General features: G+C 55.2%; 19 protein-coding genes. 10 read left to right on the forward strand and 9 right to left on the reverse strand.

Annotated elements, in window-relative coordinates; genetic code table 11:
- Window positions 1-17: 17 nt before the first annotated feature.
- The 3 genes from ACXAFI_RS00810 to ACXAFI_RS00820 all read right to left on the reverse strand — a co-directional run bounded on the left by ACXAFI_RS00810 (window position 18) and on the right by ACXAFI_RS00820 (window position 4725).
- Window positions 18-1256 carry a L,D-transpeptidase family protein gene (locus ACXAFI_RS00810; RefSeq protein ID WP_475107285.1) on the reverse strand — a complete coding sequence of 413 codons (1239 nt, stop codon included), beginning with the start codon at window positions 1254-1256 and terminating at the stop codon, window positions 18-20.
- 183 nt (window positions 1257-1439) lie between these two features.
- Complete coding sequence (locus tag ACXAFI_RS00815) at window positions 1440-3434, reverse strand: L,D-transpeptidase family protein (protein WP_475107286.1); 1995 nt, start codon at window positions 3432-3434, stop codon at window positions 1440-1442.
- 445 nt (window positions 3435-3879) lie between these two features.
- On the reverse strand, window positions 3880-4725 hold the full coding sequence (locus tag ACXAFI_RS00820; RefSeq protein WP_475107287.1) for an NRDE family protein: 846 nt from the start codon (window positions 4723-4725) through the stop codon (window positions 3880-3882).
- A gap of 95 nt (window positions 4726-4820) precedes the next feature.
- On the opposite strand from ACXAFI_RS00820, the gene lgt reads away from it, so the two are divergent.
- The 10 genes from lgt (at window position 4821) to ACXAFI_RS00870 (ending at window position 13395) form a co-directional block, all read left to right on the forward strand.
- Window positions 4821-5669, forward strand: coding sequence for a prolipoprotein diacylglyceryl transferase (lgt, locus tag ACXAFI_RS00825; RefSeq protein WP_152456458.1), 849 nt, complete (start codon window positions 4821-4823; stop codon window positions 5667-5669).
- A 6-nt stretch (window positions 5670-5675) separates the two neighbouring features.
- On the forward strand, window positions 5676-6509 hold the full coding sequence (locus tag ACXAFI_RS00830) for a thymidylate synthase (RefSeq protein ID WP_475107288.1): 834 nt from the start codon (window positions 5676-5678) through the stop codon (window positions 6507-6509).
- Between the two features lie 14 nt (window positions 6510-6523).
- A complete protein-coding gene (locus ACXAFI_RS00835; protein ID WP_475107289.1) occupies window positions 6524-7033 on the forward strand; it encodes a dihydrofolate reductase in 510 nt (169 codons plus the stop codon).
- A 287-nt stretch (window positions 7034-7320) separates the two neighbouring features.
- Window positions 7321-8103, forward strand: coding sequence for a DUF3450 domain-containing protein (locus ACXAFI_RS00840; RefSeq protein WP_444920262.1), 783 nt, complete (start codon window positions 7321-7323; stop codon window positions 8101-8103).
- Complete coding sequence (locus ACXAFI_RS00845; protein ID WP_152455323.1) at window positions 8100-9470, forward strand: MotA/TolQ/ExbB proton channel family protein; 1371 nt, start codon at window positions 8100-8102, stop codon at window positions 9468-9470. The genes ACXAFI_RS00840 and ACXAFI_RS00845 overlap by 4 nt, the downstream gene beginning before the upstream one ends.
- A 14-nt stretch (window positions 9471-9484) precedes the next feature.
- Window positions 9485-10012 carry a MotA/TolQ/ExbB proton channel family protein gene (locus tag ACXAFI_RS00850; RefSeq protein WP_152455321.1) on the forward strand — a complete coding sequence of 176 codons (528 nt, stop codon included), beginning with the start codon at window positions 9485-9487 and terminating at the stop codon, window positions 10010-10012.
- Window positions 10013-10129: 117 nt separating this feature from the next.
- Window positions 10130-10531 carry an ExbD/TolR family protein gene (locus ACXAFI_RS00855; protein WP_152455319.1) on the forward strand — a complete coding sequence of 134 codons (402 nt, stop codon included), beginning with the start codon at window positions 10130-10132 and terminating at the stop codon, window positions 10529-10531.
- A 5-nt stretch (window positions 10532-10536) separates the two neighbouring features.
- The gene (locus tag ACXAFI_RS00860; protein ID WP_152455317.1) at window positions 10537-11154 is read left to right on the forward strand and encodes an energy transducer TonB; all 618 of its coding nucleotides are present in this window, start codon (window positions 10537-10539) and stop codon (window positions 11152-11154) included.
- Between the two features lie 12 nt (window positions 11155-11166).
- Complete coding sequence (locus ACXAFI_RS00865; RefSeq protein ID WP_475107290.1) at window positions 11167-12519, forward strand: tetratricopeptide repeat protein; 1353 nt, start codon at window positions 11167-11169, stop codon at window positions 12517-12519.
- 225 nt (window positions 12520-12744) lie between these two features.
- On the forward strand, window positions 12745-13395 hold the full coding sequence (locus ACXAFI_RS00870; RefSeq protein WP_475107291.1) for an energy transducer TonB: 651 nt from the start codon (window positions 12745-12747) through the stop codon (window positions 13393-13395).
- Between the two features lie 48 nt (window positions 13396-13443).
- On the opposite strand, the gene ilvD is transcribed toward ACXAFI_RS00870, so the two are convergent.
- From ilvD to ACXAFI_RS00900, 6 genes are all read right to left on the reverse strand, one after another.
- Complete coding sequence (gene ilvD / locus ACXAFI_RS00875) at window positions 13444-15279, reverse strand: dihydroxy-acid dehydratase (RefSeq protein ID WP_152455311.1); 1836 nt, start codon at window positions 15277-15279, stop codon at window positions 13444-13446.
- A gap of 124 nt (window positions 15280-15403) precedes the next feature.
- Window positions 15404-16726 carry an amino-acid N-acetyltransferase gene (gene argA / locus ACXAFI_RS00880; RefSeq protein WP_475107292.1) on the reverse strand — a complete coding sequence of 441 codons (1323 nt, stop codon included), beginning with the start codon at window positions 16724-16726 and terminating at the stop codon, window positions 15404-15406.
- 83 nt (window positions 16727-16809) lie between these two features.
- The gene (gene argE / locus ACXAFI_RS00885) at window positions 16810-17973 is read right to left on the reverse strand and encodes an acetylornithine deacetylase (RefSeq protein WP_475107293.1); all 1164 of its coding nucleotides are present in this window, start codon (window positions 17971-17973) and stop codon (window positions 16810-16812) included.
- A complete protein-coding gene (locus tag ACXAFI_RS00890; protein WP_475107294.1) occupies window positions 17951-18829 on the reverse strand; it encodes a carboxylate/amino acid/amine transporter in 879 nt (292 codons plus the stop codon). Before ACXAFI_RS00890 ends, argE begins: the two co-directional genes overlap by 23 nt.
- Window positions 18830-19003: 174 nt before the next feature.
- Window positions 19004-20704, reverse strand: coding sequence for a thiamine pyrophosphate-binding protein (locus tag ACXAFI_RS00895; protein ID WP_475107295.1), 1701 nt, complete (start codon window positions 20702-20704; stop codon window positions 19004-19006).
- 217 nt (window positions 20705-20921) lie between these two features.
- Window positions 20922-22196 (reverse strand): inorganic phosphate transporter, encoded by a 1275-nt coding sequence (locus ACXAFI_RS00900; protein ID WP_475107296.1) that lies wholly within the window; start codon window positions 22194-22196, stop codon window positions 20922-20924.
- Window positions 22197-22205 lie beyond the last annotated feature (9 nt).

The raw sequence follows: 22205 nt of genomic DNA on the forward strand, positions 1-22205 counted from the left end.
CAGCGGAGTGGTCATATTTAGCCACGGTTTGCTCCATTGCTGGCGTTGTCGCGGTTATAGATATCCGGGCGAAACTGCAGTTGGCCATTTTCATCCACCCAGGCGGTCCAATAGGCAATGTATACCGGCAGGGGATTTTTTAGCGCGACACCGTGAGTGCGGCCGCTCATGAGGGCGCGCTCAATGCGAGCATTGTTCCAGCGGTTCTGTTGAGCGAGCATCATGCGAGCGAATTTCAGGGGTTTTTCCAGGCGAATGCAGCCGTGGCTGAAGGCGCGCTGGGACTTCTTGAACAGGTGCTTGCTGTTGGTGTCGTGTAGGAATATGGCGTGGCGGTTGGGGATCACAAACTTGACCCGCCCCAGAGCGTTTCCAGGTCCACCTTTTTGCTGCAGAGACACTTGGCCCCGGCGCACTGCGGCGACATTGCCGCGAGTAAAGGGGACGGCTCGACCGCGGTGGTTGATTAAACGGTAACCCTTGGCGCTCAGTGCCGAACTGCCCTTGGGCAGTAACTCGCGCAATGCGATACTGGGGGGGACCCGCCACACCGGGTTGAATTCAAGACGTGTCATGCGCGTGGTCAACTGCGGAGTCTTGTGCTTGGGTTTCCCCACCACCACCTTCATTCGGAATTGCTCGCGCTCGTCTTCAATCAGACGCAGATTGAATTCGGGCACATTCACGACGATATAGCGCGGCCCCAGATCCTTGGGGAGCCTCTCCCAGCGTTCGATATTGGCGGAGAGTATGCGCACGAGTTTATTCGGGTTGGTATTGAGCCGGTTGCGGGTGCGTTCATCCACCAATGCGTCACCTTTCAGGCCGTGGCGGCGTTGAAAGCGGCGTACCGCCTCCTGGAGAGGTTTGTCGTAGACATCACCGTTATGCGCCTCCTTCGTGTTTTTATTGGAAAAGTCGCTGGGGCGGAAATCGCCGTAGAGCATCAGTAGGCTGCGCAACTGGGCTACTCGCGGCCCCCGGCTCCCCGGAGTAATCGGTTGCCCGGCGTCTAGCGGTCGCCATTGATCGTTCTGGGCCAGTGTCCGATAGCGAGCCAGCTCCTCGCTGAGAAGTGTGTACTGCCGGCCATAGGGGGAGAAAGGGTCCCTTCCCGGCACCGGTAGATCCAGGTTGGTCTTTGTGTTCGCCGAGACTGGAGGGCTGTCGATGCCCAGCGCTATGGCCAGCATCAAAGCCATGGTGCCACCCTGGATTGATTTATTCAGCGAGAAGGAACGATTGCCAGCACCCATAAGTCACCCCAGTAAGCGAAGTCGGACCAAAGAGATTGATCGCACTGCTCACATTGGTAACTTGTGACTGGCGGGCCCTTAATAATATTGAGGAATGGTTTGCGGCTATACGCAGAGAGAAAAAGACTATTAGGGAGTAGTTACTGGAGACTAAGGGCGGCCTTGAGGGCCGCCCCGGCAAACTCAAAATTGATTGTCGCTTAATCCATCCTTGCCATAGATATCCGGCCGGAAATTCAGCCGGCCCTGCCCGTCCACCCAGGCGGTCCAGTAGGTGATATAGACCTTGACCAGGCGGAGCAAGTCGACCGCGGTGGTCTTTTCCCCAACCGTGAGCTGGTCTATGCGCCACTGGTCCCAGTTCCCCTGCGGGCGCAGGAGGGCTTCCGCCAGGTGGCGGGGTTTTTCCAGGCGGATGCAGCCGTGGCTGTAATCCCGGTCGGTCAGAGAAAAGAGGGTACGGGCGCGAGTGTCATGCAGGTAGACATCGTGCTTGTTGGGGATCTCGAATTTCACGCGCCCCAGGATGTTCTCCTCACCGCCCATCTGGCGTAATAAGTAGGAGCCCGCACCGGCGGCTGACAGATTGCTGGGAGTCAGCGGTAGGTATTCCCCTCTGCCGCCGACAACCCGGTAACCCATTTTTTCCATGCCCGAGGGGTCTTTGCGGGCCTTAGGCAAGAGTTCATTGACCAGGATGCTGCGAGGCACTGTCCAGGTGGGATTGAAAATCACCCTGCTGACACGGGTGGTGATTTCTGGAGTGGCGTGCTTCTTCTTGCCTACGACCACATTCATAGCCAGTTTCACCCGGTTGTTCTCCACATACTGGAGACGGTACGCGGGGATGTTGACCTGGATAAAGCGATCGCCGAGATTGGCAGGTAATTCTTCCCTGCGCTGGATGTTCATCTCGATAATTTTTGCCCGTGCTGTAGGGGAGAGGTTGAGCCGCTTGCGGGTGCCGCGGCCCACGATGCCATCGGGTTTGAGGCCGTGACGTTTTTGAAAGCGCAGCACCGCTTCGTGAAGGCCTCGATCGAAGCGATTGGGATCACTTCCGCCATAGCTATAGCGGCTCTGGTAGTCCCCATAGAGCGTTAATAGTTCTCTCAGACGGGACACATGGGGATGGCGGGCACCCATCGTCATCACTGGTCCCGGAGGTATCGGGCGCCAACGGCCACTATCGGAGATTTTGCGCAGGCGCTCGAGCTCGTTTCTCAGAGCGTAGACATCACTGCCATAAGGGGTATTTTCCTCGAAATAAGGTCCCTCGCTATTTTCTGAGCGGGCATCCGAGCGGGCAACTGTGGCCCTTTCTTGCGGATTGCTGTTGCGGCTCTGGTTGTAGTAAACCCTGCTGCCACCCCTGCTAGTACCTGAATTGCCACTATTGTCGCTGGCGGAGTTGTAGCGAGTGCGTTGGCTGCGGGTGTCCGCGGATCTGGAGAGATTGCGTTCGTTATCGGTGTTGTAATCGCGGGAATAGTAACGGTTACGTGCTTTGCCGCCGATCATGCGCGCCCGATCATAGCCGCGGAAGTACTTGCGACCACTGGGCTCGCTGGATGCCTGCTGTGGGGCATTGCCGTAGGCCACATTGCTGACATTGCTATAGGCGACCATGCGAAACCCCTGATGCTCGCGCAGCACCGGTGTAATTCCCCGGCGCGGTCGACTTTTAGGGTTGATCCGGTCGAGCTGGGTATCCTGTGCATAGGAGACAAAGGCATCGGTCAGCAGGATGTCCAGCACTGCGGCCATCTTTAAGCGCTGGGGGGTGTCCCGCAAGGTGCGGTCAAAGTAGCCCAGGTGGTAGCGGTAATCCACCATGCTGCTGGGGTTGCCGGAGCTGGCGGCAGTGAGCTGCTTGAGTAGATCATTGGCGCTGTCACTCAGGTTGTAGTTATCAAACCAGAGCAGGCGGTAGTTGGTACGCTGGTAAATCCTGCGCACTGCCGCGGGGTTAAAGATGGGGTCTTGGGCCGGCCAGGCGTCCGGGTTTTCCTCCAGCCAGTGCACCAAATGTGGGCGTACCGCACTCTCCGGTAATACCGGCACCGTTTTCTGGTTGGCAGAAAAGGCGTAATAGAGGATAGAAACGCAGAGACTGCCGAGCATCAGCAGGGGCAGTAAGGGTTTGTGTTTACGCTGCTCTGGGTTGAAATAAGACATGGTACCTCAGCGATACTGCAGGGGCCCGGTGTTGTCTTGTGGATAATGCCGGGCGCCAGATCGTTCATACCTTCCGAACCTGTGGCGAGCCCATCCAGAGACTGTTAGGTGTCTAGCGATGACTCGCACTTGTCATGCGTCCCGCGCGACTTCCTCTTATTTAAGACCGCAATTGGCGTCACACTTGCGCGAAACTCAACCAATTTCAGCCTGTGAAACTAAGTATGGCAATAAATGCGGAATTTGCTTGGCGTTTCTTTCTTCTGAGGATAAGTGATCCGGTAGCCCTTGTAGAAAGGCCGCAAAATTCCGTCCATACCGCAATAAGGTTTTGCTATTGCTCGTAACTTTTCTATCAATGAGATATACCTTGAGCGACTAGATACGGCCAATAATTTTAATAGCCCCAAAAAACCCTATTTATTTCAGGGACTTGGCCAGAGTGTCAGGGGAGGGAAAAGTAGCGAAGGGGGCCGCACAGATTGCCCTGGGAAAAGCTTTGCTCCCATAAATGGGTCTGGCCGCTCCGGTGTACGGCGATCAGGGTGCTGGCGCGAGTGCCATAGCCTTGCTTTAAGGCGCTTGAATCCACGTTGCTTGGCAGCTGATTCTCTCTCTGGGTTATCTGCACAAATATTGGCGACAGGGCCCGCTCCATCGGTAAACCTACGCCGGTGCTGGGCAGCATCGCATCGGTAGCCGGACTCCTGTCCTGCAGAAGGCTGAGGGCGGGTTCAATAAAGTTCTCCCGGCTAATAGAGCCCTTAAGTTGCTGGGTAATTTGCGCCAGCCCCGCCTTGCCCTTTTCCACCTTGGGCCATGGGGCGTCGGGGGCCCCGTTAGAGATGCCATGCACTCCGGCGGAAAAGGCAAAAGGGCTGTGCCTATTGCCCGCGCAATAGAGAGGCTGCTCTTCATCTAGGGCGAATAGCAGCGCGTTAAAGCCCCGGTAGCGCTGCCCTTGGAGCTCTCTTGCGAACTGTTCAGGTGAGTCGCCGCCGGTTAGAAACTGGTATGGAATTTCCCCTCGTGACAGGACATTTTCTGGCTCGGCACTACCCGGTTCGCGAATATTGGTAACTGCCGCCACCCGTCCCGCAGCGATCCCAGCCCAGGTACCCCCAGCTTGCAGATCCCGCCCTGCGACTATTTGTCTGCCTTGTCCGATCTCTTGTTCTTTTCTCCAGAGTTCGGCGGGAGCACTCGGTCTGGCATAAAACTCGTCCCGATTGGCGATCAGCAGGAGCGGGTAGTCTGGATGGCAGCGGTAGGCGAATAGCAGTAGACACATAGTATTTTCCCGGCAGAAGGCTTTTGGCGCGCCTCTTTCGCTGGGGGGCGCTTTGCGACCATAATAGGCGTTTCGCCAACAATCTCGATTCCCCCATGCTGACTTATCCAGAAATCAATCCGGTGGCCATTGCTATTGGTCCCCTAAAAGTGCATTGGTACGGGCTGATGTACCTGTTCGGCTTTATTGCTGCCTGGTGGTTGGCATTGCGGCGCAGCACCCGGCCCTGGTCCCCGGTTATCAAATCGGAAGTGGAGGACCTGATTCTCTACTGCGCTATTGGCGTGGTGGTCGGCGGACGCCTCGGCTACATGTTCTTCTACAACATGCCGGAGCTTATGGAGAATCCGCTCTCCCTGTTCAAAGTCTGGGAGGGGGGCATGAGCTTCCACGGCGGCCTGGTCGGCGTGATGTTGGCTGCGGTCCTCTATGCCCGAAAAATTGGCACAACCTTCCCTGCACTGATTGATTTTGTCGCCCCGTTGGTTCCAATTGGTTTGGGATTGGGGCGCCTGGGTAACTTTATTGGTCAGGAACTCTGGGGCCGCCCCACCGAAGGCCCCTGGGGCATGGTATTCCCCAAAGACCCGGAGTTGTTGGCCAGGCATCCATCGCAGCTGTATCAGGCTTTCCTAGAAGGGTTGGTACTCTTCGCGGTGCTCTGGTGGTTCTCCAGCAAGCCGCGCCCGCGTCTCGCCGTTGGCGGCATGTTTGTCTTGCTCTACGGTATTTTCCGCTTCCTGGTGGAGTTTGTCAGGGAGCCGGATGGCCATATCGGCTTTGATTTGTTCGGTTGGATGACCCGCGGACAGCTGTTGAGCCTGCCGATGATTATTGCCGGTATCGCCCTGTTGGTGTGGAGTTATCGCACCCAGCCGCTGCCAGAGGGGCGCGGTAAAGGTGGAAATAAAGAAAACCGTTCTCAGGTAAATGGCGGAGCCTAGTTAGAAATGAAGCAGTACCTCGATCTAATGCGCCATGTGCGCGAAAACGGCACAGTAAAAGGGGACCGTACCGGCACCGGGACCCTGAGCGTATTTGGCTATCAGATGCGCTTTGACCTGGCAGAGGGTTTCCCTTTAATCACCACAAAGAAGTGCCACCTGCGCTCCATAGTCCACGAACTACTGTGGTTCTTGCAGGGCGATACCAATATTCGCTATCTGCAGGAAAACAAGGTGCGCATCTGGGATGAGTGGGCGACCGAAGATGGGGACTTGGGGCCGGTTTACGGTCACCAGTGGCGTTCCTGGCCCACGCCAGATGGGCGTAAGATTGACCAAGTGGAGCAGTTGGTACACCAGCTGAAAACCCGTCCCGATTCTCGTCGCCTGATGATCAGTGCCTGGAACCCGGCAGATCTCCCCGATGAAGGTGTCTCCCCGGCGGATAATGCCCGCGAAGGACGTATGGCACTCGCTCCCTGTCACGCCCTGTTCCAGTTCTATGTGGCGGATGGCAAGTTATCCTGCCAGTTGTACCAGCGCAGCGCTGATATCTTCCTAGGTGTGCCGTTCAACATTGCCTCCTACAGTTTGCTAACCCTGATGTTGGCGCAGGTGTGCAACCTCCAGCCGGGTGAGTTTATTCACACCTTTGGCGATGCCCACCTCTACTCCAACCATTTGGAGCAGGTAGACCTGCAGCTGCAGCGTGAGCCTCACGCCCTGCCAAAGATGCGCCTCAACCCGGACGTCAAAGACCTGTTCGCCTTCCGTTTCGAGGATTTTGAACTGCAGGATTACCAGGCACATCCGCATATTCCCGCTCCAGTCGCGATTTAATCAGGAGAGAAGCTGTGGAAACTCCAATTGCCCTGATCGCAGCTGTGGCCCGCAATGGCGCTATCGGTAGAGACAACGAGCTGCCCTGGCGTCTCTCCGGCGACCTGCAATTCTTCAAGCGCACCACCATGGGCAAACCCGTGGTGATGGGGCGCAAGACCTTTGAGTCTATAGGCCGCCCGCTACCCGGGCGTGCCAATATCGTGATTACCCGCAACCCCGATTGGCATTCTGAGGGTGTCGAGGTGGTAAGCACCCTGGAGGCTGCCCTGGAACTTGCCGATAAGCATGCGCAGGAAGCGGGAGCCAGCGAGCTGATGGTGATCGGCGGAGCACAGATTTATCGCCTCAGCATGCCCCATGCCGCGCGGCTCTATGTCACCGAAGTGGATGCTGAAGTGGCGGGAGATGCGTTTTTTCCCGAAGTTGATGACTCTTGGGTCGAAGTTGCACGAGAGTGTTACCCTGCCTCTGAAAAGAATGAGTACAACTACGCATTAGTTCGGTACGACAGATTCAAATAAAAACAATTTGATTAAAAGTTGATCAATCTGTTAAATTCTGCGACAGCCTACACAGGAAACAGCGCCGTCAATGTGTGCAAGTGACCCGGTTTTGTTACCTGGTTGTTACCTTGCTACCCATGCGGGCCGATGCTGACAATCGGCATTTGAATAATCAAATCGGCTGTTTACAATGTGCGGCTCTTAGCTGTCTTCTAACCAATGTTTTTAAAACAAAAGGACACCGCGTTGTGGCAGCTATCTCATCGCGACCATGTTGTGAAATATTGAACCCACTGGGGGGTCTAATGAAAACCAAGCGATTCATGGCTGTGGCGCTGACCACTGCGCTGTCTGCCGGCGCGCTCTACGGCAGCGTAGCCACTGCGGATACTCTCGATAACGTACTCGCCGTCGGCCAGCAGAAAACCACTGCGGCCCAGGCATCGCAAAAACGCATCGACAAGATTGCCGAAGAAACCAGCAGCCTTCTGCAGGACTTCAAGGTGGTCAACAAGGAAATCGATGGTCTGCGTGTGTACAACCGTCAGCTGGAAAAGCAGCTGGCCAATCAGCTCGAAGTGATCAATGAGCTGGATGAGTCCATTGCCAACGTTACCGTAATTGAACGTCAGATCCAGCCGCTGATTTTGCGCATGCTGGACGGCCTGGAACAGTTCATCGAACTGGACGCTCCGTTCAAGCTGGACGAGCGCATGGGCAACCTCGAAGGCGTTAAGAACAATATGGATCGTTCCGATATCACTGTTGCGGAGAAATTCCGCCAGGTACTGGAACTGTACAATTTCGAAGCGGAATACGCGCGTAAGATCGACACTTACGGCGATACCCTGAACGTAGCTGGCCAGGAGCGCCAGGTAAACGTGCTGCAGATTGGCCGTATCGCCCTGCTGGCTCAAACCACCGACTCCACGATTTCCCTCGCCTATGACAAAGGCCAGAAAGCCTGGGTTGAGATCGATGCTGGCGAATACCGCCGCGCCCTCATGAATGGCCTCAAGATCGCCAAGAAACAGGCCACTATCGATATCATGACTATGCCGATCGCGGCACCGGAGGCAGCGCAATGAAATCCTCTATCGCCAAACGCGTACTAGTTGCAGCAGCGGCTGGCCTGATCAGCTTCTCTGCTGTTGCCCAGGAAAAAGCAGCTTCTCTCGACGACCTGCTGAAAATGGTTCAACAATCCAAAGTTGCTGAATCCAAAGAGCACAAGCAGCGCGAAGCTGAGTTCCGCCGTCAGAAGGCCAATCAGCAAGCCCTGCTGAAAAAAGCCAAAGACACCCGTACCGCTGAAGAAAATCGTTCTGCTGAACTGGAAAAGAAATACCAGGAGCAGGAAGTGGCTGTAGACCAGAAGCGTCAGCAGCTGGATGAGCGTATGGGCTCCCTGAAAGAGCTGTTCGGTCACATGTCCTCTACTGCTGCGGATCTGCGCTCGAACATCGGTTCCTCCCTGGTTTCTGCCCAGTATTCAGGTCGTACCGAATTTATCGACGGTCTGCTGGCCAAGATGAGTACAGCTACCAAGTTGCCGACTATCGAGGAAATCGAGCGTCTGTGGTTCGAACTGCAACGTGAAACCCTGGAATCCGGTAAAGTTGTTAAGTTCAACGCAACTGTGATCAAGCCCAATGGTGAGCAGGCTCAACAGGAAGTTGTCCGTGTTGGTAACTTCAACCTGGTTTCCAACGGTAAATACCTGGAAATGAACGACGCCTACCAAATGGCAGAGCTGATCCGCCAGCCGGATGCCAAGTTCCAGAAGATGGCGGAAGATCTGCAGGCTTCCACCGCAGGTTTCAGCGCTTTCGGTGTTGACCCGACTGGTCCTACCGGTGGCTCCTACCTGAAAGCCATGATCAATAGCCCCGACATCGTTGAGCGTTGGCACCAGGGCGACATCGTTGGTTACATCATTACAGCTGTTGGTGTCTTCGCCATGTTGCTGGCCATCTTCCGCCTGATCGTACTGACCGGTGTTAGCGCCAAGGTGAATGCACAGCTGCGCTCTTCCACCCCGAACACCAACAACCCGCTGGGTCGTGTACTGGCTGTTGCTGAAGAGAACAAAGGTGTCGACGGCGAGACCCTCGAGCTGAAGATGGAAGAAGCGGTACTGAAAGAGCGCCCCGCAATCGAGTCCGGCCTCAACCTGTTGAAGATTATCGCCATGGTCGCTCCGCTGCTGGGTCTGCTGGGTACTGTTACCGGTATGATCGTAACCTTCCAGGCGATCACTATCTTCGGTGCCGGTGATCCTAAAGCAATGGCTGGTGGTATTTCCTCCGCCCTGATCACCACCGTTCTCGGTCTGTGTGTGGCTATCCCCACCGTACTGATGCACACCATTGTTAATGCTCGTGCCAAGCGCGTCCTGCACATTCTGGAAGAGCAGAGTGCTGGTATCGTGGCGGAAAACGCCGAGCGTAAATAAGAGGAGGCGGCAACATGCACGCATTAATCGACGCATGGGCCGCCGTCAACGCCTTTATGGCGTCGGGCGGGCCAGTACTGTTCCTGATCGCCGGCCTGACCTTCTTTATGTGGACGCTGATTTTTGAACGTGTTTTCTACTTTAACAAAGCGTTAAAGAGTGACGTTCAAGGTGCGGTAGACCAATGGGAAGAGCGCAGCGAGCGCAAATCCTGGGCCTCCCACCAGATCCGCTACGCGATGATCTCCCGGGTTTCCGAGAAGATTCAGGACAATATGGACATGATCCAGGCTTGTGTTGCCCTAGCGCCCCTGTTCGGGCTGTTGGGCACGGTTTGGGGCATGATCAACGTGTTCGATGTTCTCGCGATCACCGGTGGTGGTGACGCCAAGCAGATGGCCAGTGGTGTATCCATGGCAACTATCCCGACAATGGCGGGTATGGTTGCGGCCCTCTCCGGTGTATTTGCCAACACCTACCTCGCCCGTAAGGCCGAGCGTGAAACCCAGCTGTTGGAAGATCATCTGACCATGGATCACTAAGCACACATAAGCGAATAGGCCAGCTTATTTGCTGTGAAGGTTTAGCCAAGCCAGAAATTTTCGCCGGGGGTGCTCCCTGAGAGCCCCTCGCCGAGAAAGTTCGCTAAGAGAGTTGCTATGAGCAAAAGACAAAATACGGCAGAAGAAGAAGCCGGCGCTATCGACCTCACGCCCATGCTGGACGTGGTGTTCATCATGCTGATCTTCTTTATCGTCACTGCGACCTTTATCAAGGAACCCGGTGCTGATGTTGTTAAGCCGGAAGCGACAACCGCAGAACTCAAAGCCACCTCTATTCTGGTAGCGATCAACGACAGTAATGAGATCTGGATTGCCAAAGAAAAGGTTGATGAGCGCCAGGTGAAGATTGTCCTGGAGCGCCTCTACTCGGAAAACCCGAAAGGGTGGTTGGTGATTCAGCCCGATAAGGAAGCGAGTATTGAGAAGATCGCCCTGATTGCGGAAGCAGCCAGGAAGATTGGTATCAAGAAAGTTTCGGTCGCGACAGAAAAGAGTTAACAGCTATGAATCCGGTAAGACTTCTTGGGGCAGGTACGCTGGCGGTAGCCACAACCTTTGGCCTCATCTTCACCATGCATCAGCTGATTCAGGCAAATATGAAAGCTCCAGAGGATAAGGAGCAGTTCAAAGTTGCCGATGTGGTGATGCCTGAGCAGAAGATTGAAACACAGTACGATACGACCAAGCCGGTGAAGCCGGAGGACCCTGAAACTCCGCCACCCGAAATGCCTGAACCAGAGTTCGAAGAGCCGGACATCGATGGCGGTATTAGCATTTCTGCGCCTAAGGCGTCCGGTGGTGTCAAGCTGTCAGGCTTTAGCTTTGGCGAGGGCGATTACCTGCCCATCGTTAAGGTTCAGCCTCAGTATCCACGCCGCGCTCTTCAGCGGGGGATGGAAGGCTATGTGATCGTTGAGTACACGGTGACCACTAACGGTTCCGTGCGCGATCCGATCGTGGTCGAAGCCTTTACCCTGGACGGAAAGCCGACCTCTGTTTTCAACAGGGCCGCGCTCAAGTCCGCGCTGAAATATAAGTACAAGCCGCGGGTAGTTGATGGCAAGCCGACCGAAGTCCCCAATGTGCGGACTAAGATCAGCTTTAACATGGCTAAGGACTAAGGGGGAAGCACTATGAAGTTGACAAGCATCGGCAAAAGTTTGTCCAAACTCGCTCTGCGCACATCAGTAGCGTTGCCCCTGGTCCTGGCACCAGCGGTCAGCGTTACCGTGCTCGAAGCAGCGGGTGTTTCCGCACCTTTCGCTTCTGCCCTGGCGCAGGAGCAAAAAAAGCCCAGCAAACAGAAGAGCCGCAAAGTACCGGCTATGCGCGAAGCCGCGTATAAAAAGTTGGAAAAAGCCCAGGAAGCTGCTGACGCAGAAGACTGGGCGGCTGCTCTCGAAGCGCTGAAAGATATGGATGCCAGCAAGAAACGGTTCAACGGCTATGAAATAGCGCAGATGTACAATTTCTTCGGTGTCGTTTACTACAGCACCGAGCGTTACAAAGAGGCCATCCCATACTTTAAGAAGGTTTTAAACCAGGGTGAAGCAAACCTGCCAGTAGCCCTTGAAGTGGGAACTCTCTTTACTCTTGCGCAGCTCTACTTTGTTACTGAGGACTATAGGCAGGCGATCAACTACCTGAACCAATGGTTCAAGGTTACCGATCGTATTACTGCGGACTCCTATGCATTGCGCGCCCAGGCCCATAATCAGGTAGGCGATCAGAGCAAAGCACTTGCGGATATCAATGTCGCGGTCTCCATGTACGAGAAAGAGGGCAAAGTACCCAAGGAAGGTTGGTACGGTCTTCAGCAGTACATTTACTTCGAGCGCAACGACTACAAAAAAGTAGCTGGTGTTCTTGAGAAGCTGGTACAGCACTATCCCAAGCCTGTGTACTACAAAACACTGGCAGCCATGTATGGTGAGCTGAAGCGCGATAAAGATCAGCTGCACATGATGGAAGCGGCTTATCTTGCGGGTGCTTTGGAGAAAGATAGGGATCTGCTGAACATGGGTTATCTCTTTATGGGGCATGAAATGCCTTATAAAGGTGCCAAGGTGATTGCCAAGGGTATCCAAGAGAAGAAGATTCCCCGTACAGCCAAGAACCTGGAAACCCTCGCCCAGGCTTATCAAATGGCGCAAGAGCTGCAAAAGGCAATTCCCCAGTTGGAAGCCGCAGCTCAGCTGTCTGACAAGGGTGAAATTTACTCGCGTCTGGCCGGCATCTATCTGGATCTGGACCAGAATGAGAAAGCCATATCCATGGGTAAAAAAGCGCTTGCTAAAGGCAGCGTCAAACGTGTCGATACCCTGCATATCGTAATGGGTATGGCGAATGCCAACCTGAAACGCTATGACGCAGCGATGAAGAGCCTCAAAGAGGCCTCAAAAGATGAGCGCTCTGAGAAGTTTGCCAAGCAGTGGATAGACTTTGTGAAGGGTGAACAGAAGCGTGAAAAGCAACTGGCAATTTAACACTTAGTTGCTTTCCACTTTCTAGAAGAAGCCGCACAGAAATGTGCGGCTTTTTTTGTGCTGTTTTATCTTTTTTCGGCAATACAAAATATGGATTTAACCTGTATTAACAGACTATTTGCATTTTTGTGTGAATTGGCTAATGATTAAGGTCAGCTGATCAGCTTTTTCCATTTCGGCACTTGGATGCCTTTTACGCACCCTAATAACAATAGGAGAGGTGTTATGGATAGAGCTTGCACGCCATTTTCCAGCCCCGATTTTTTCCCTACCCATCTGCTTACTGGTTATGCCAAAGGCTTGGCTTACGCAGCCTTGACTACTCTCGGTTTGATTTTTGCAATGAGCCAGTTGATCTCCACTAATTTTGTGGAGCCGGTGGCTAAGCCGTTGCCGACGATTCAACCTATAGGTATCACCGATAAAAAAGTGGTGACCCAGCAAAAGTATGAGGCTCCACCGAGCCCTCAGGAAGTTCCTCCACCGATTGAGCGTACTGAGGTGACCAGAGATGTAGATACTATAAATATCACTCCAACGATTGCTCCTCCGGTTGCTGAAACTGGTGATAATCCAGTTATCGTATCGAGAGAGCCTGTGCCTGTTTATAAGCCCACACCGCGTTACCCGAGTGTGGCTATGCGCAGAGGCTTAGAGGGCTATGTTGTTGTGGAGTTTACGATAACGAAAACCGGAGCTGTGCGTGATGCTCGGGTAGTTGGTGGATTCGATAGCACCGGTAACCCAACCAATGTATTCAATCGTTCGGCATTGGCAGCGGCAGAGCGGTTTAAATATCAGCCGCAAGTGGAGGATGGTCAGCCCATCGAGCGCTATGGAGTGCGCAATCGCATTACCTATAAATTGGCACAGTAAAAGAAAAAACGGCCCATCTGGGCCGTTTTTTAATATTCTAATTTTGGCCTAATCAATTTCCCTTACCGCGCCGCGATCGGCACTGGTGGCGAGTAGTGCATAAGCTTTCAACGCTTTGCTGACTTTGCGGGGGCGCTCTTCACTGGGTTTCCAGCCCTGCTGGCCGAGATCACGCATTTCCTGACGGCGTTTCTCGAGTTCATCCTCACTAATAACAATCTCAATTTTGCGCGCTGGTATATCGATTCGGATTGGATCGCCATTGCGAACCAGAGCGATATTGCCACCAGAGGCGGCTTCCGGGGATACGTGCCCAATGGAAAGGCCGGAAGTACCTCCGGAAAAACGACCATCGGTAATCAGGGCGCAATGCTCCCCCAGTCCCTTGGATTTCAGGTAGCTAGTGGGGTAGAGCATTTCCTGCATACCTGGGCCGCCCTTGGGGCCCTCATAGCGCACTATTACCGCTTCGCCTTTTTGTACCTTGCCTTCGAGAATATGGGCAACGGCCTCCTCCTGGCTCTCGACAACATGGGCCGGGCCCTCAAACTTCCATAACGCCTCGTCAACACCGGAAGTTTTCACAACGCAGCCATTTACAGCAAGGTTACCGAACAGTACCGCAAGGCCTCCCTCCGCTGAATAGGCATGCTCGGCGGAGCGAATACAGCCATTTTGTCGATCGGCATCCAGGGTAGGCCAGCGACAAGCCTGGCTAAATGCGGTTTGGGTAGGAATACCTGCGGGTCCGGCTCTATAGAAGTCTTGTACCGATTGCTCGTCGGTACGGGAGATGTCCCACTGCTCGAGAGCATCGGCTAGTGATCCCCCATAAGCGGTGGGCAGGGAGGCATCGATCAGCCCCGCAGTTTCCAGTTCTCCGAGAATCGCCATGACGCCACCGGCCCGGTGGACATCTTCCACATGGTATTTCTCCGTGTTGGGTGCCACTTTGCACAGCTGCGGCACCTCGCGGGAGAGTCGGTCGATATCCTGTAAGTTGAAGTCGATATCGCCCTCCTGGGCGGCGGCGAGTAGGTGCAAAATCGTGTTGGTCGAGCCGCCCATGGCGATGTCGAGAGCCATAGCATTCAAAAATGCCGTGCGGTTGGCAATATTGCGGGGCAGGGCGCTCTCGTCATTTTTTTCATAATAACGCTTGGTCAGCGCAACGATTTCACGGCCTGCGCGCAGGAACAGCTCTTTGCGGTCTGCATGGGTGGCCAACAGGGTGCCATTGCCCGGTAGCGAGAGACCCAGAGCCTCGGTCAGGCAGTTCATGGAGTTGGCGGTGAACATGCCGGAACAGGAGCCGCAGGTGGGGCAGGCGGAGCGTTCATACTCGGCCACCTCTTCATCGGTGGCGCTATCTGTGGCGGCGATGACCATGGCATCCACCAAGTCGAGCTTGTGGTCGGCCAGTTTGGTCTTGCCGGCCTCCATGGGGCCGCCGGATACGAAGATCACCGGGATATTTAGGCGCAGGGCGGCCATCAGCATTCCCGGGGTGATTTTGTCGCAGTTGGAGATACAAACTAGGGCATCGGCACAGTGGGCGTTGACCATGTATTCCACCGAATCGGCGATAATCTCGCGACTGGGCAGGCTGTATAGCATGCCGTCGTGCCCCATGGCGATACCATCGTCCACAGCGATGGTGTTGAATTCCTTGGCGACACCGCCGGCTCGCTCGATCTCCCTTGCCACCAATTGCCCCATGTCTTTCAGGTGCACATGGCCCGGTACAAACTGGGTGAATGAGTTGGCGATGGCGATAATCGGCTTGTGAAAATCCGCGTCGGTCATGCCTGTGGCGCGCCACAGGGCTCGGGCGCCGGCCATATTGCGTCCGGCGGTGGAGGTACGGGAACGATATCTGGGCATGATACAAGCATCCGGCTGGGAAAATTAGAGTGCCAGCTTAGCAAAAAGCCGATATTCGGGATAGTTTCGCGCGGTGTTGAGCCACCGCGCTTATCTCTAGGATGAGTATTTCGGTTGGGAGGTGTTAAGAGCCGTTATCCTGGCCGAGGTTTTTGCGCAAAATACGTGAATTGCGCTGGATGTTGTACAAAGATTTACGTGAGGTCGGTAGGTCACTGACTCCCACTTGCTCAAAGCCCTGCTCGATAAACCAGTGTTCGGTCTGGGTGGTGAGCACATAGAGTTCGTGGATATTGACTGTGCGCGCCTGTCGTTCCAGGTGACGCATAAGCTTGGCGCCGCGGCCTCCGCCACGAAAATCTGGATGACTGGCCACGCAGGCGATCTCAGCCGCAGAAGTATCGCCGTTGTCATCCCCGATGGGATAGAGTGCGGCACAGGCTACGGGAGTGCCATCGACTTCCACCAGAGTGAAGTGCTCAATCTCCGCTTCGAGCTTTTCCCGTGAGCGCCGTACCAGGACGCCTTGCTTTTCCAGGGGGCGAATCAGCCCGAGAATCCCTCCCACATCGGTAATACGCGCCCGGCGCACCACTTCGTAACTATCCCGATAGATCATGGTTCCGGCACCCTCGCGACGAAACAGCTCCTGGATCAGGGAGCCATTTTGGCAGTAGCTGAGGAGGTGAACCCGGGCAATGCCGGAGTTGCAGGCCTGAATGGCACACCGCAAGGTTTCGCTCTGCACCCGGTTGGAGGCCTGTTCTGCCTGCACAATACTGAGCTCATGGACAGGGTTGCCGTCGAGCATCAGCTGAGAGGGTTCACGGAATAGAACCAACTTTTCGGCACGCAACACCCGTGCGGCTTCTGCGGCCAGGTCCAGGTAATTGATGTTAAAAAGCTCACCGGTCAGCGAGGTACCCAGAGGCGACAGCAATACCAAGGCGCCCTGGTCCAGGGCTTGTTCAATCGTATTGATCTCCATACGCCTAACCGTGCCGGTCCAGCCCAGGTCGACGCCATCCAGGACACCACAGGGACGCGCGGTGACCAGGTTGCCGGAGATTACTTTCAGGGCCGAGCGGGCCATCGGGGAGTCGGGGAGCCCCTGGGAAAAGGCCGCCTCGATATCAAAACGCAACCTGCCAACCGCAGCTTTTATGATTTCCAGACTCTCCCGGTCGGTAATGCGCTTGCTGCCGTGGAAACGGCTTTCTATACCGTGTTCTTCCAGGGCGCGATTTACCTGTACTCGGCAACCGTACACCACGACCAAGCGGACTCCGAGACTGGCGAGCAGTGCTAGGTCGTGGACCAGATTGCGGAAGTTACTGTGTTCGAGTCCGTCGCCGGGAATACCGACAACCAGGGTGCGACCGCGCAGATCGTTGATATAGGGCGCCGCGTGGCGGAACCAGTTAAGGGAGGCGTTCTCGTCGGTCACTAATACCTTTCCGTCTAATAAAGTATTTGCCTGTGTATCGGCGCGGGTGGTTAGTCATCTGAAACTGGGATGGCTTTAGCTGCTTAGAGGCAAAAACGCCCGATCAGATTGCGTAATATTTTTACCATCGGCTCTATCCGGTCGAGCCCCAGGTATTCATCCGGTTGGTGGGCTTGGTCTATGTCGCCGGCGCCGAGCACGATAGTGTCAATATTCATGCTCTTCAAGTAGGGGGCTTCGGTACCAAAGGCGACGCTCTCGGCACTGTAACCGGTGAGCTTCTCCGCAACCCTGACCAACTCAGAATTTGGGTCCTGCTCGAAGGGCTCGGTACCGGGAAACAGCGAAACCATTTCGAGGTGAATTCTATGTTTGTCGATGCGAGCCTGCAGCCGTTCATTTAACTCATTGCGCAGCTCTTGCAGGGACATGCCGGGCAGAGGGCGCACATCAAATTGCAGCTCTACGTTGCCGCAGATTCGGTTGGGGTTGTCGCCACCGTGGATACAGCCGAGGTTCAGGGTGGGAACGGGGACGATAAATCCGGGGTTTCTGTACTTTTCCTGCCACTCCCCGCGCAAGTGCAACAACTCTCCAATTACCGAGTGCATGGCCTCCAGGGCATTGGCACCGAGGCTTGGGTTGGAGGAGTGCCCGGATTGCCCAGTAATGCGTACAGCCTCCATCATTACGCCCTTGTGCATGCGAACCGGGCGCAAGCCGGTCGGTTCGCCAATTACCGCATAGCGGCCGTGGGGCCGCCCTGCTTTAACCAGTTCTCTGGCACCGGTCATGGAGGTCTCTTCATCGGCGGTGGCGAGAATGGTCAGGGGGTGGCGTAGAGGTTTGTCGACAAAGCTGCGGGCGGCTTCAATGGCCAGGGGGAAAAAGCTTTTCATATCGCTGGTACCCAGGCCATAGAGGCGATTGTCGCGCTCCTGCAGGCTGAATGGGTCCGATTGCCAGCGTCCATCATCGAAGGGAACTGTGTCGGTGTGCCCGGAAAGAATAAGGCCGCCTTCGGCGCCCTCGCGTGCGCCCAGAGTGGCAATGAGGTTGGCTTTATTCACGCTACCCGGCAGGGGCATCAGCTCGACAGAGAAGCCCAGGGTTTCAAGCCAGTCCGCGAGTATCTCCACTACGGGGCGGTTACCCATATCCAGTGCTGGATCGGTGGCACTGACGCTGGGGCAGGAGATTAATTGCCGAAGTTGAGTCTTGAACTCAGGTACTGCGATAGGCGCCATGGGGATTGTCCCTTGTTTTGTTGCGTCGCTCGTTGAGGATAACCGCCAACGCGATCGCACATCCACCTAGAGCCAGTCTGGGAATGTCCGCATCGCGGTTCCAGATTAACAGGTTTACCAGCAGGCCGGCGGGTACCAGGGCATTGTTCATTGCGGCAAGAGTTGCGGCGGAGACCTGGGTTGCGCCCTTATTCCACAGAAAATACCCGAGGCCGGAGGCTATAAGGCCGAGCCACAGCAATACGCCCCACTGGGTGGTGGTTTGCGGGTATTTGGGTCCACCCAAAATTGCCCATGCACTCACGGTGATGACCGCCGCTCCCAGGAAAAACCAGCCAAAAGTTTGCCTTGGGGGGAGTGCTTGTTCCCGCTGCATAAATTGCTTGTAGGTGACCTGGCCGATAGCAAAGCACAGGTTAGCCCCCTGGACTACAACGAAGCCCAACCAGTAATCGCCACTGGGGGAGTCCCAGCGAATAATGGCCGCCCCGGAGACTGCCAGCAGTGAGATGGCCAAATTCCACAGTGACAGGCGTCGCTCAATCAGATCATAAAGCAGTGCAATGTATAAAGGGGTAAATATGGTAAACAGCAGCACCTCAGGCACGCTGAGTAGCAAAAACGACTGATAGTAAAAAAGGTACATTGCGCCCAGCTGCACGGCGCCAATTGCCATCAGGGTAATGGCGCTGCGGGCACTTGTTCTTCGCCATTGCAGCAGGGGCAAAAACACCAGCGCGGCTAATAAAACTCTTGTCATCGCCGAGAAATAACTGTCTACCTGGCCAGCGAGATAGACGCCGATCAGGCTAAATGAAAAGGCCCAGAGCACGGTGACAAGGATCAATAGAGGCATGGTGATGCTTTCTCGGGAGCGGAAAATATACGGCTAGCAATAGCGGGTGAGTATTGCTTGGGCGAACAATAAATGGAAGTGGCCGCCATCCGCAGCCGTGAGAGGCAGGCAATGGAGATGACTCAATCGAAAGTGCCGGGGCTGGAGCATCGCCCACGCCGGATGGCGTTGCTGTTACATACTGCGATTAGCCCGACTGTTGTTGCGAGCCACCTGGTTGCCCCAGCGCAGCAGGTTCACATTGCAATCATTGCGGTCGATAAGCACTTCAATCAGGCATAGGCCATTACGTTTCTTGGCTTCTGTAATGGCTTTATCGAGTTCCCCCTCGCTGCTGACCTTACACCCCCAGGCGTTGCCTTCCCCGGCGCTGAAGGTTTCGACTAGCTGGGCATAATCCCAGTTTTTAATCGTATTGTAGGGGCCATCGTGGATCTCCACCTCAATGGTGTATCCGCCATTGTTGATCAGAAAAATAATCGGGTTAACCCCGTAGCGAATCATGGTGGAGATTTCCTGAGCGGTGAGCTGGAAGGAGCCGTCGCCGATGCAAGAGATCAGGCGGCCTTTGCTCATACCGAGTGCGTAGCCAAGACTCGCCCCCACAGACCAACCGATGCTTCCATATTGCATCTGAATTTCAAACTGTGCCCCCTCGGGTAATGAGAGCTCCATACCGTTAAACCAGGAATCCCCAGTTTCCACAAGCAGGGTACTTTTGTTATCGAGCAATTTTTGTATTCGCGCAAACAGCTGTCGAGAGGTGAGCGGCGTGTCCGGCTTACCGGGCTTGAGAATATATTTGGGGCTGCTAACCCGGCGGTAGGCGGTCAGGGCTCCATCGTTTGCGCTCAACTGTCCGGCAAGGGCATCCAACAGATCCCTCATATGCACATTGCTGTAGCAGGTCTCCCCCAATTGAACTGATGTGGGTTGAACAATGATGGCCTTTTCACTTTGGAAGCACAGCTGGTGTCCGGTAGTCGTGTAATCGGTAAATAGGGGGCCGGCAAATAGGAGTGCATCTGCTGTGTCCACTATTTCACTGCAGCCAGGAGTGCTTACCGGCCCCCAGTAGATGCCCATAAAGCTCTCCATAGTTTCTGGAAGCAGGCCCTTGGCGTCCGGCATGGAGGCGAGTCCGTATTTACAGCTGTGCGCCAAATGGCACAGAGCCTCCTGGGCATTTGCCGCGCGCACCTTGCTGCCGGCTATCAGTACAGGGCGTTCAGCGGCGTTTAGGAAGTCGGCGATATGTTCCACCGCGGCGGCGAGGGAGTCGGGGTCACTAGTCGGTCGACGGGCAAAACCCCGCGGAATAGGGGCGGAGGTCGAAGCGTTGGCAACATTGGCAGCGATCTCGATATAGACCGGCTTGCGTCGCAACATGGCGGTATCCAGGGCGCGATCAATGGCCGCGGGTGCCAGCCTGGGGTGGTGGATGATTACGGTTTCTGCGGTGACGTATGAATACATCTCCCGCTGGTAGCCATAATTCACCTTTCCCAGTGTGTGGTGCAGGTATTCCCACTCGGCTTCAGAATTCGTATTTGGCCCCCCGGAAATAGCGATCAGGGGGAGGTCTTCGGCATAGGCACCGGCAACCGCGTTGATCATGCTGAGCCCGCCAACAGAAAAGGTCACCACAGCTGCGGAGGGTCCTCCGGTTGCCCGCGCATAGCCGTCGGCGGCATATCCCGCATTCAGCTCGTTACAGCAGCTGATCATCTGCAGGTCCGATTCCAACAGTAGCTGGTCGAGCAAGACCAGGTTGTAGTCGCCAGGCAGGGCAAAGTAGTGGTTGATCCCCACATCTTTTAAACGCTGTGCCAGGTAGGTTCCAACGGTCCAGTGCTTGGTTTCTCGTGTATTCATGGGGCGATATTCGTTTTCAGCGGGTGAAAGCCTGGTATGGAGGCGGGCTTAGGCAGGTGAAGCCGTGTCTGGGACAGCTTAGTCCAGTTTCTGAGGGGAGATAACGGGGAGAGATTGGGGCATTTACAAGGGGAGCAGCGGGCCAACAATGAATATATTGGAAATCAAAAAAGGGAAGCTGAGCTTCCCTTTTTTGACGGATACTGCGTGGCTGCTATCAGCCAAATAATCCCTTGAAAAAGTAGAAGAACAGGATCGCAATACCGGCACCTGCGGGCAGGGTAACCACCCAGGAGGCGGCAATCGTGGTGATCATGCGCAGGTTCAGTGCGCCGATGCCCCGGGCCAGGCCAACCCCTAGTACCGCGCCCACCAGGGTGTGAGTGGTGGAGATAGGCAGACCGGTGCCGGAGGCCATCACTACGGTGGCAGCGGCGCCGAGCTCCGCAGCAAAACCGCGGCTGGGTGTAAGTTCAGTGATTTTGCGGCCGATAGTGGCCATCACCTTGAACCCGTAAGTAGCGAGGCCGACCACGATACCCAGGCCCCCGAGCAGCAGAATCCAGGAAGGCATGGTTGCCTTAGCGGTTACCGCACCCATTTGGATGGTGTTGACTACCGCCGCCAGCGGGCCCACTGCGTTGGCCACATCGTTGGAGCCGTGGGCAAAGGCCATGGCACAGGCGGTGAATATCATCAGGATGGCAAAGACGCGCTCTACGTTGGCAAAGCGGTTTTCTGCTTCGATAGAGGGGTCGCGCTTAATACGCTTGAGCATGGTGACGCCAATTCCGGCGACGATCAAACCGACAATCGCGGCGATACCGGCATCCTGCAGGAAGCTGAGCTTGATATCCGCATCTTTGAGAACGTGCTTCAGGCCCTTGGTCAGAGTCACCATGGCGATCATCCAGCCCACGGCAAACATATAGAAGGGGATATAGCGCTTGGCGTTGGCGAATGGATCTTCGGTGTCGAGAATCAGGCGCTGCACGCTGCGGAACAGCAGGAAGGAAATGGTTCCTGCCAGCAATGGGGAGACCACCCAGCTCGCCACAATACTGCCTACCTTGCCCCAGGCCACCGCATCGGCAGAAATACCCACGGCAGAGAAACCGACAATGGCGCCAACAATGGAATGTGTGGTGGATACCGGCCAGCCGAGAATACTGGCCACGAGCAGCCAGGTGCCTGCGGCGAACAGGGCGGACAACATGCCGTACACGAGCAGCTCAGGCTGAGAGGCAAAGATCTCAGAATCGATAATGCCTTTGCGGATCGTGGCGGTTACCTCGCCACCAGCCAGATAGGCGCCGGCAAATTCGAAAATCATGGCGATAATAATCGCCTGCTTGATAGTCAGTGCCCGCGAGCCGACTGAAGTGCCCATGGCATTGGCGACATCGTTAGCACCAACACCCCAGGCCATAAAAAAGCCCGCGACACAGGCCAATATCAACAGAATATGGCCATATTGACTAAGAACTTCCACGTTGAACCC

The sequence above is a fragment of the Microbulbifer sp. ABH2_005 genome (genome assembly GCF_056160005.1).

Excerpts from the sequence above, each read along its gene's own strand:
- ACXAFI_RS00815 (WP_475107286.1), bottom strand. The coding sequence starts at position 3,434 with ATGTCTTATTTCAACCCAGAGCAGCGTAAACACAAACCCTTACTGCCC.
- ACXAFI_RS00830 (WP_475107288.1), top strand. The coding sequence starts at position 5,676 with ATGAAGCAGTACCTCGATCTAATGCGCCATGTGCGCGAAAACGGCACA.
- lgt (WP_152456458.1), top strand. The coding sequence starts at position 4,821 with ATGCTGACTTATCCAGAAATCAATCCGGTGGCCATTGCTATTGGTCCC.
- ACXAFI_RS00895 (WP_475107295.1), bottom strand. The coding sequence starts at position 20,704 with ATGAATACACGAGAAACCAAGCACTGGACCGTTGGAACCTACCTGGCA.
- ACXAFI_RS00890 (WP_475107294.1), bottom strand. The coding sequence starts at position 18,829 with ATGCCTCTATTGATCCTTGTCACCGTGCTCTGGGCCTTTTCATTTAGC.
- ACXAFI_RS00865 (WP_475107290.1), top strand. The coding sequence starts at position 11,167 with ATGAAGTTGACAAGCATCGGCAAAAGTTTGTCCAAACTCGCTCTGCGC.
- ACXAFI_RS00820 (WP_475107287.1), bottom strand. The coding sequence starts at position 4,725 with ATGTGTCTACTGCTATTCGCCTACCGCTGCCATCCAGACTACCCGCTC.
- ACXAFI_RS00810 (WP_475107285.1), bottom strand. The coding sequence starts at position 1,256 with ATGGGTGCTGGCAATCGTTCCTTCTCGCTGAATAAATCAATCCAGGGT.
- ACXAFI_RS00850 (WP_152455321.1), top strand. The coding sequence starts at position 9,485 with ATGCACGCATTAATCGACGCATGGGCCGCCGTCAACGCCTTTATGGCG.
- ilvD (WP_152455311.1), bottom strand. The coding sequence starts at position 15,279 with ATGCCCAGATATCGTTCCCGTACCTCCACCGCCGGACGCAATATGGCC.
- ACXAFI_RS00840 (WP_444920262.1), top strand. The coding sequence starts at position 7,321 with ATGAAAACCAAGCGATTCATGGCTGTGGCGCTGACCACTGCGCTGTCT.
- ACXAFI_RS00855 (WP_152455319.1), top strand. The coding sequence starts at position 10,130 with ATGAGCAAAAGACAAAATACGGCAGAAGAAGAAGCCGGCGCTATCGAC.
- ACXAFI_RS00845 (WP_152455323.1), top strand. The coding sequence starts at position 8,100 with ATGAAATCCTCTATCGCCAAACGCGTACTAGTTGCAGCAGCGGCTGGC.
- argE (WP_475107293.1), bottom strand. The coding sequence starts at position 17,973 with ATGGCGCCTATCGCAGTACCTGAGTTCAAGACTCAACTTCGGCAATTA.
- ACXAFI_RS00860 (WP_152455317.1), top strand. The coding sequence starts at position 10,537 with ATGAATCCGGTAAGACTTCTTGGGGCAGGTACGCTGGCGGTAGCCACA.
- ACXAFI_RS00870 (WP_475107291.1), top strand. The coding sequence starts at position 12,745 with ATGGATAGAGCTTGCACGCCATTTTCCAGCCCCGATTTTTTCCCTACC.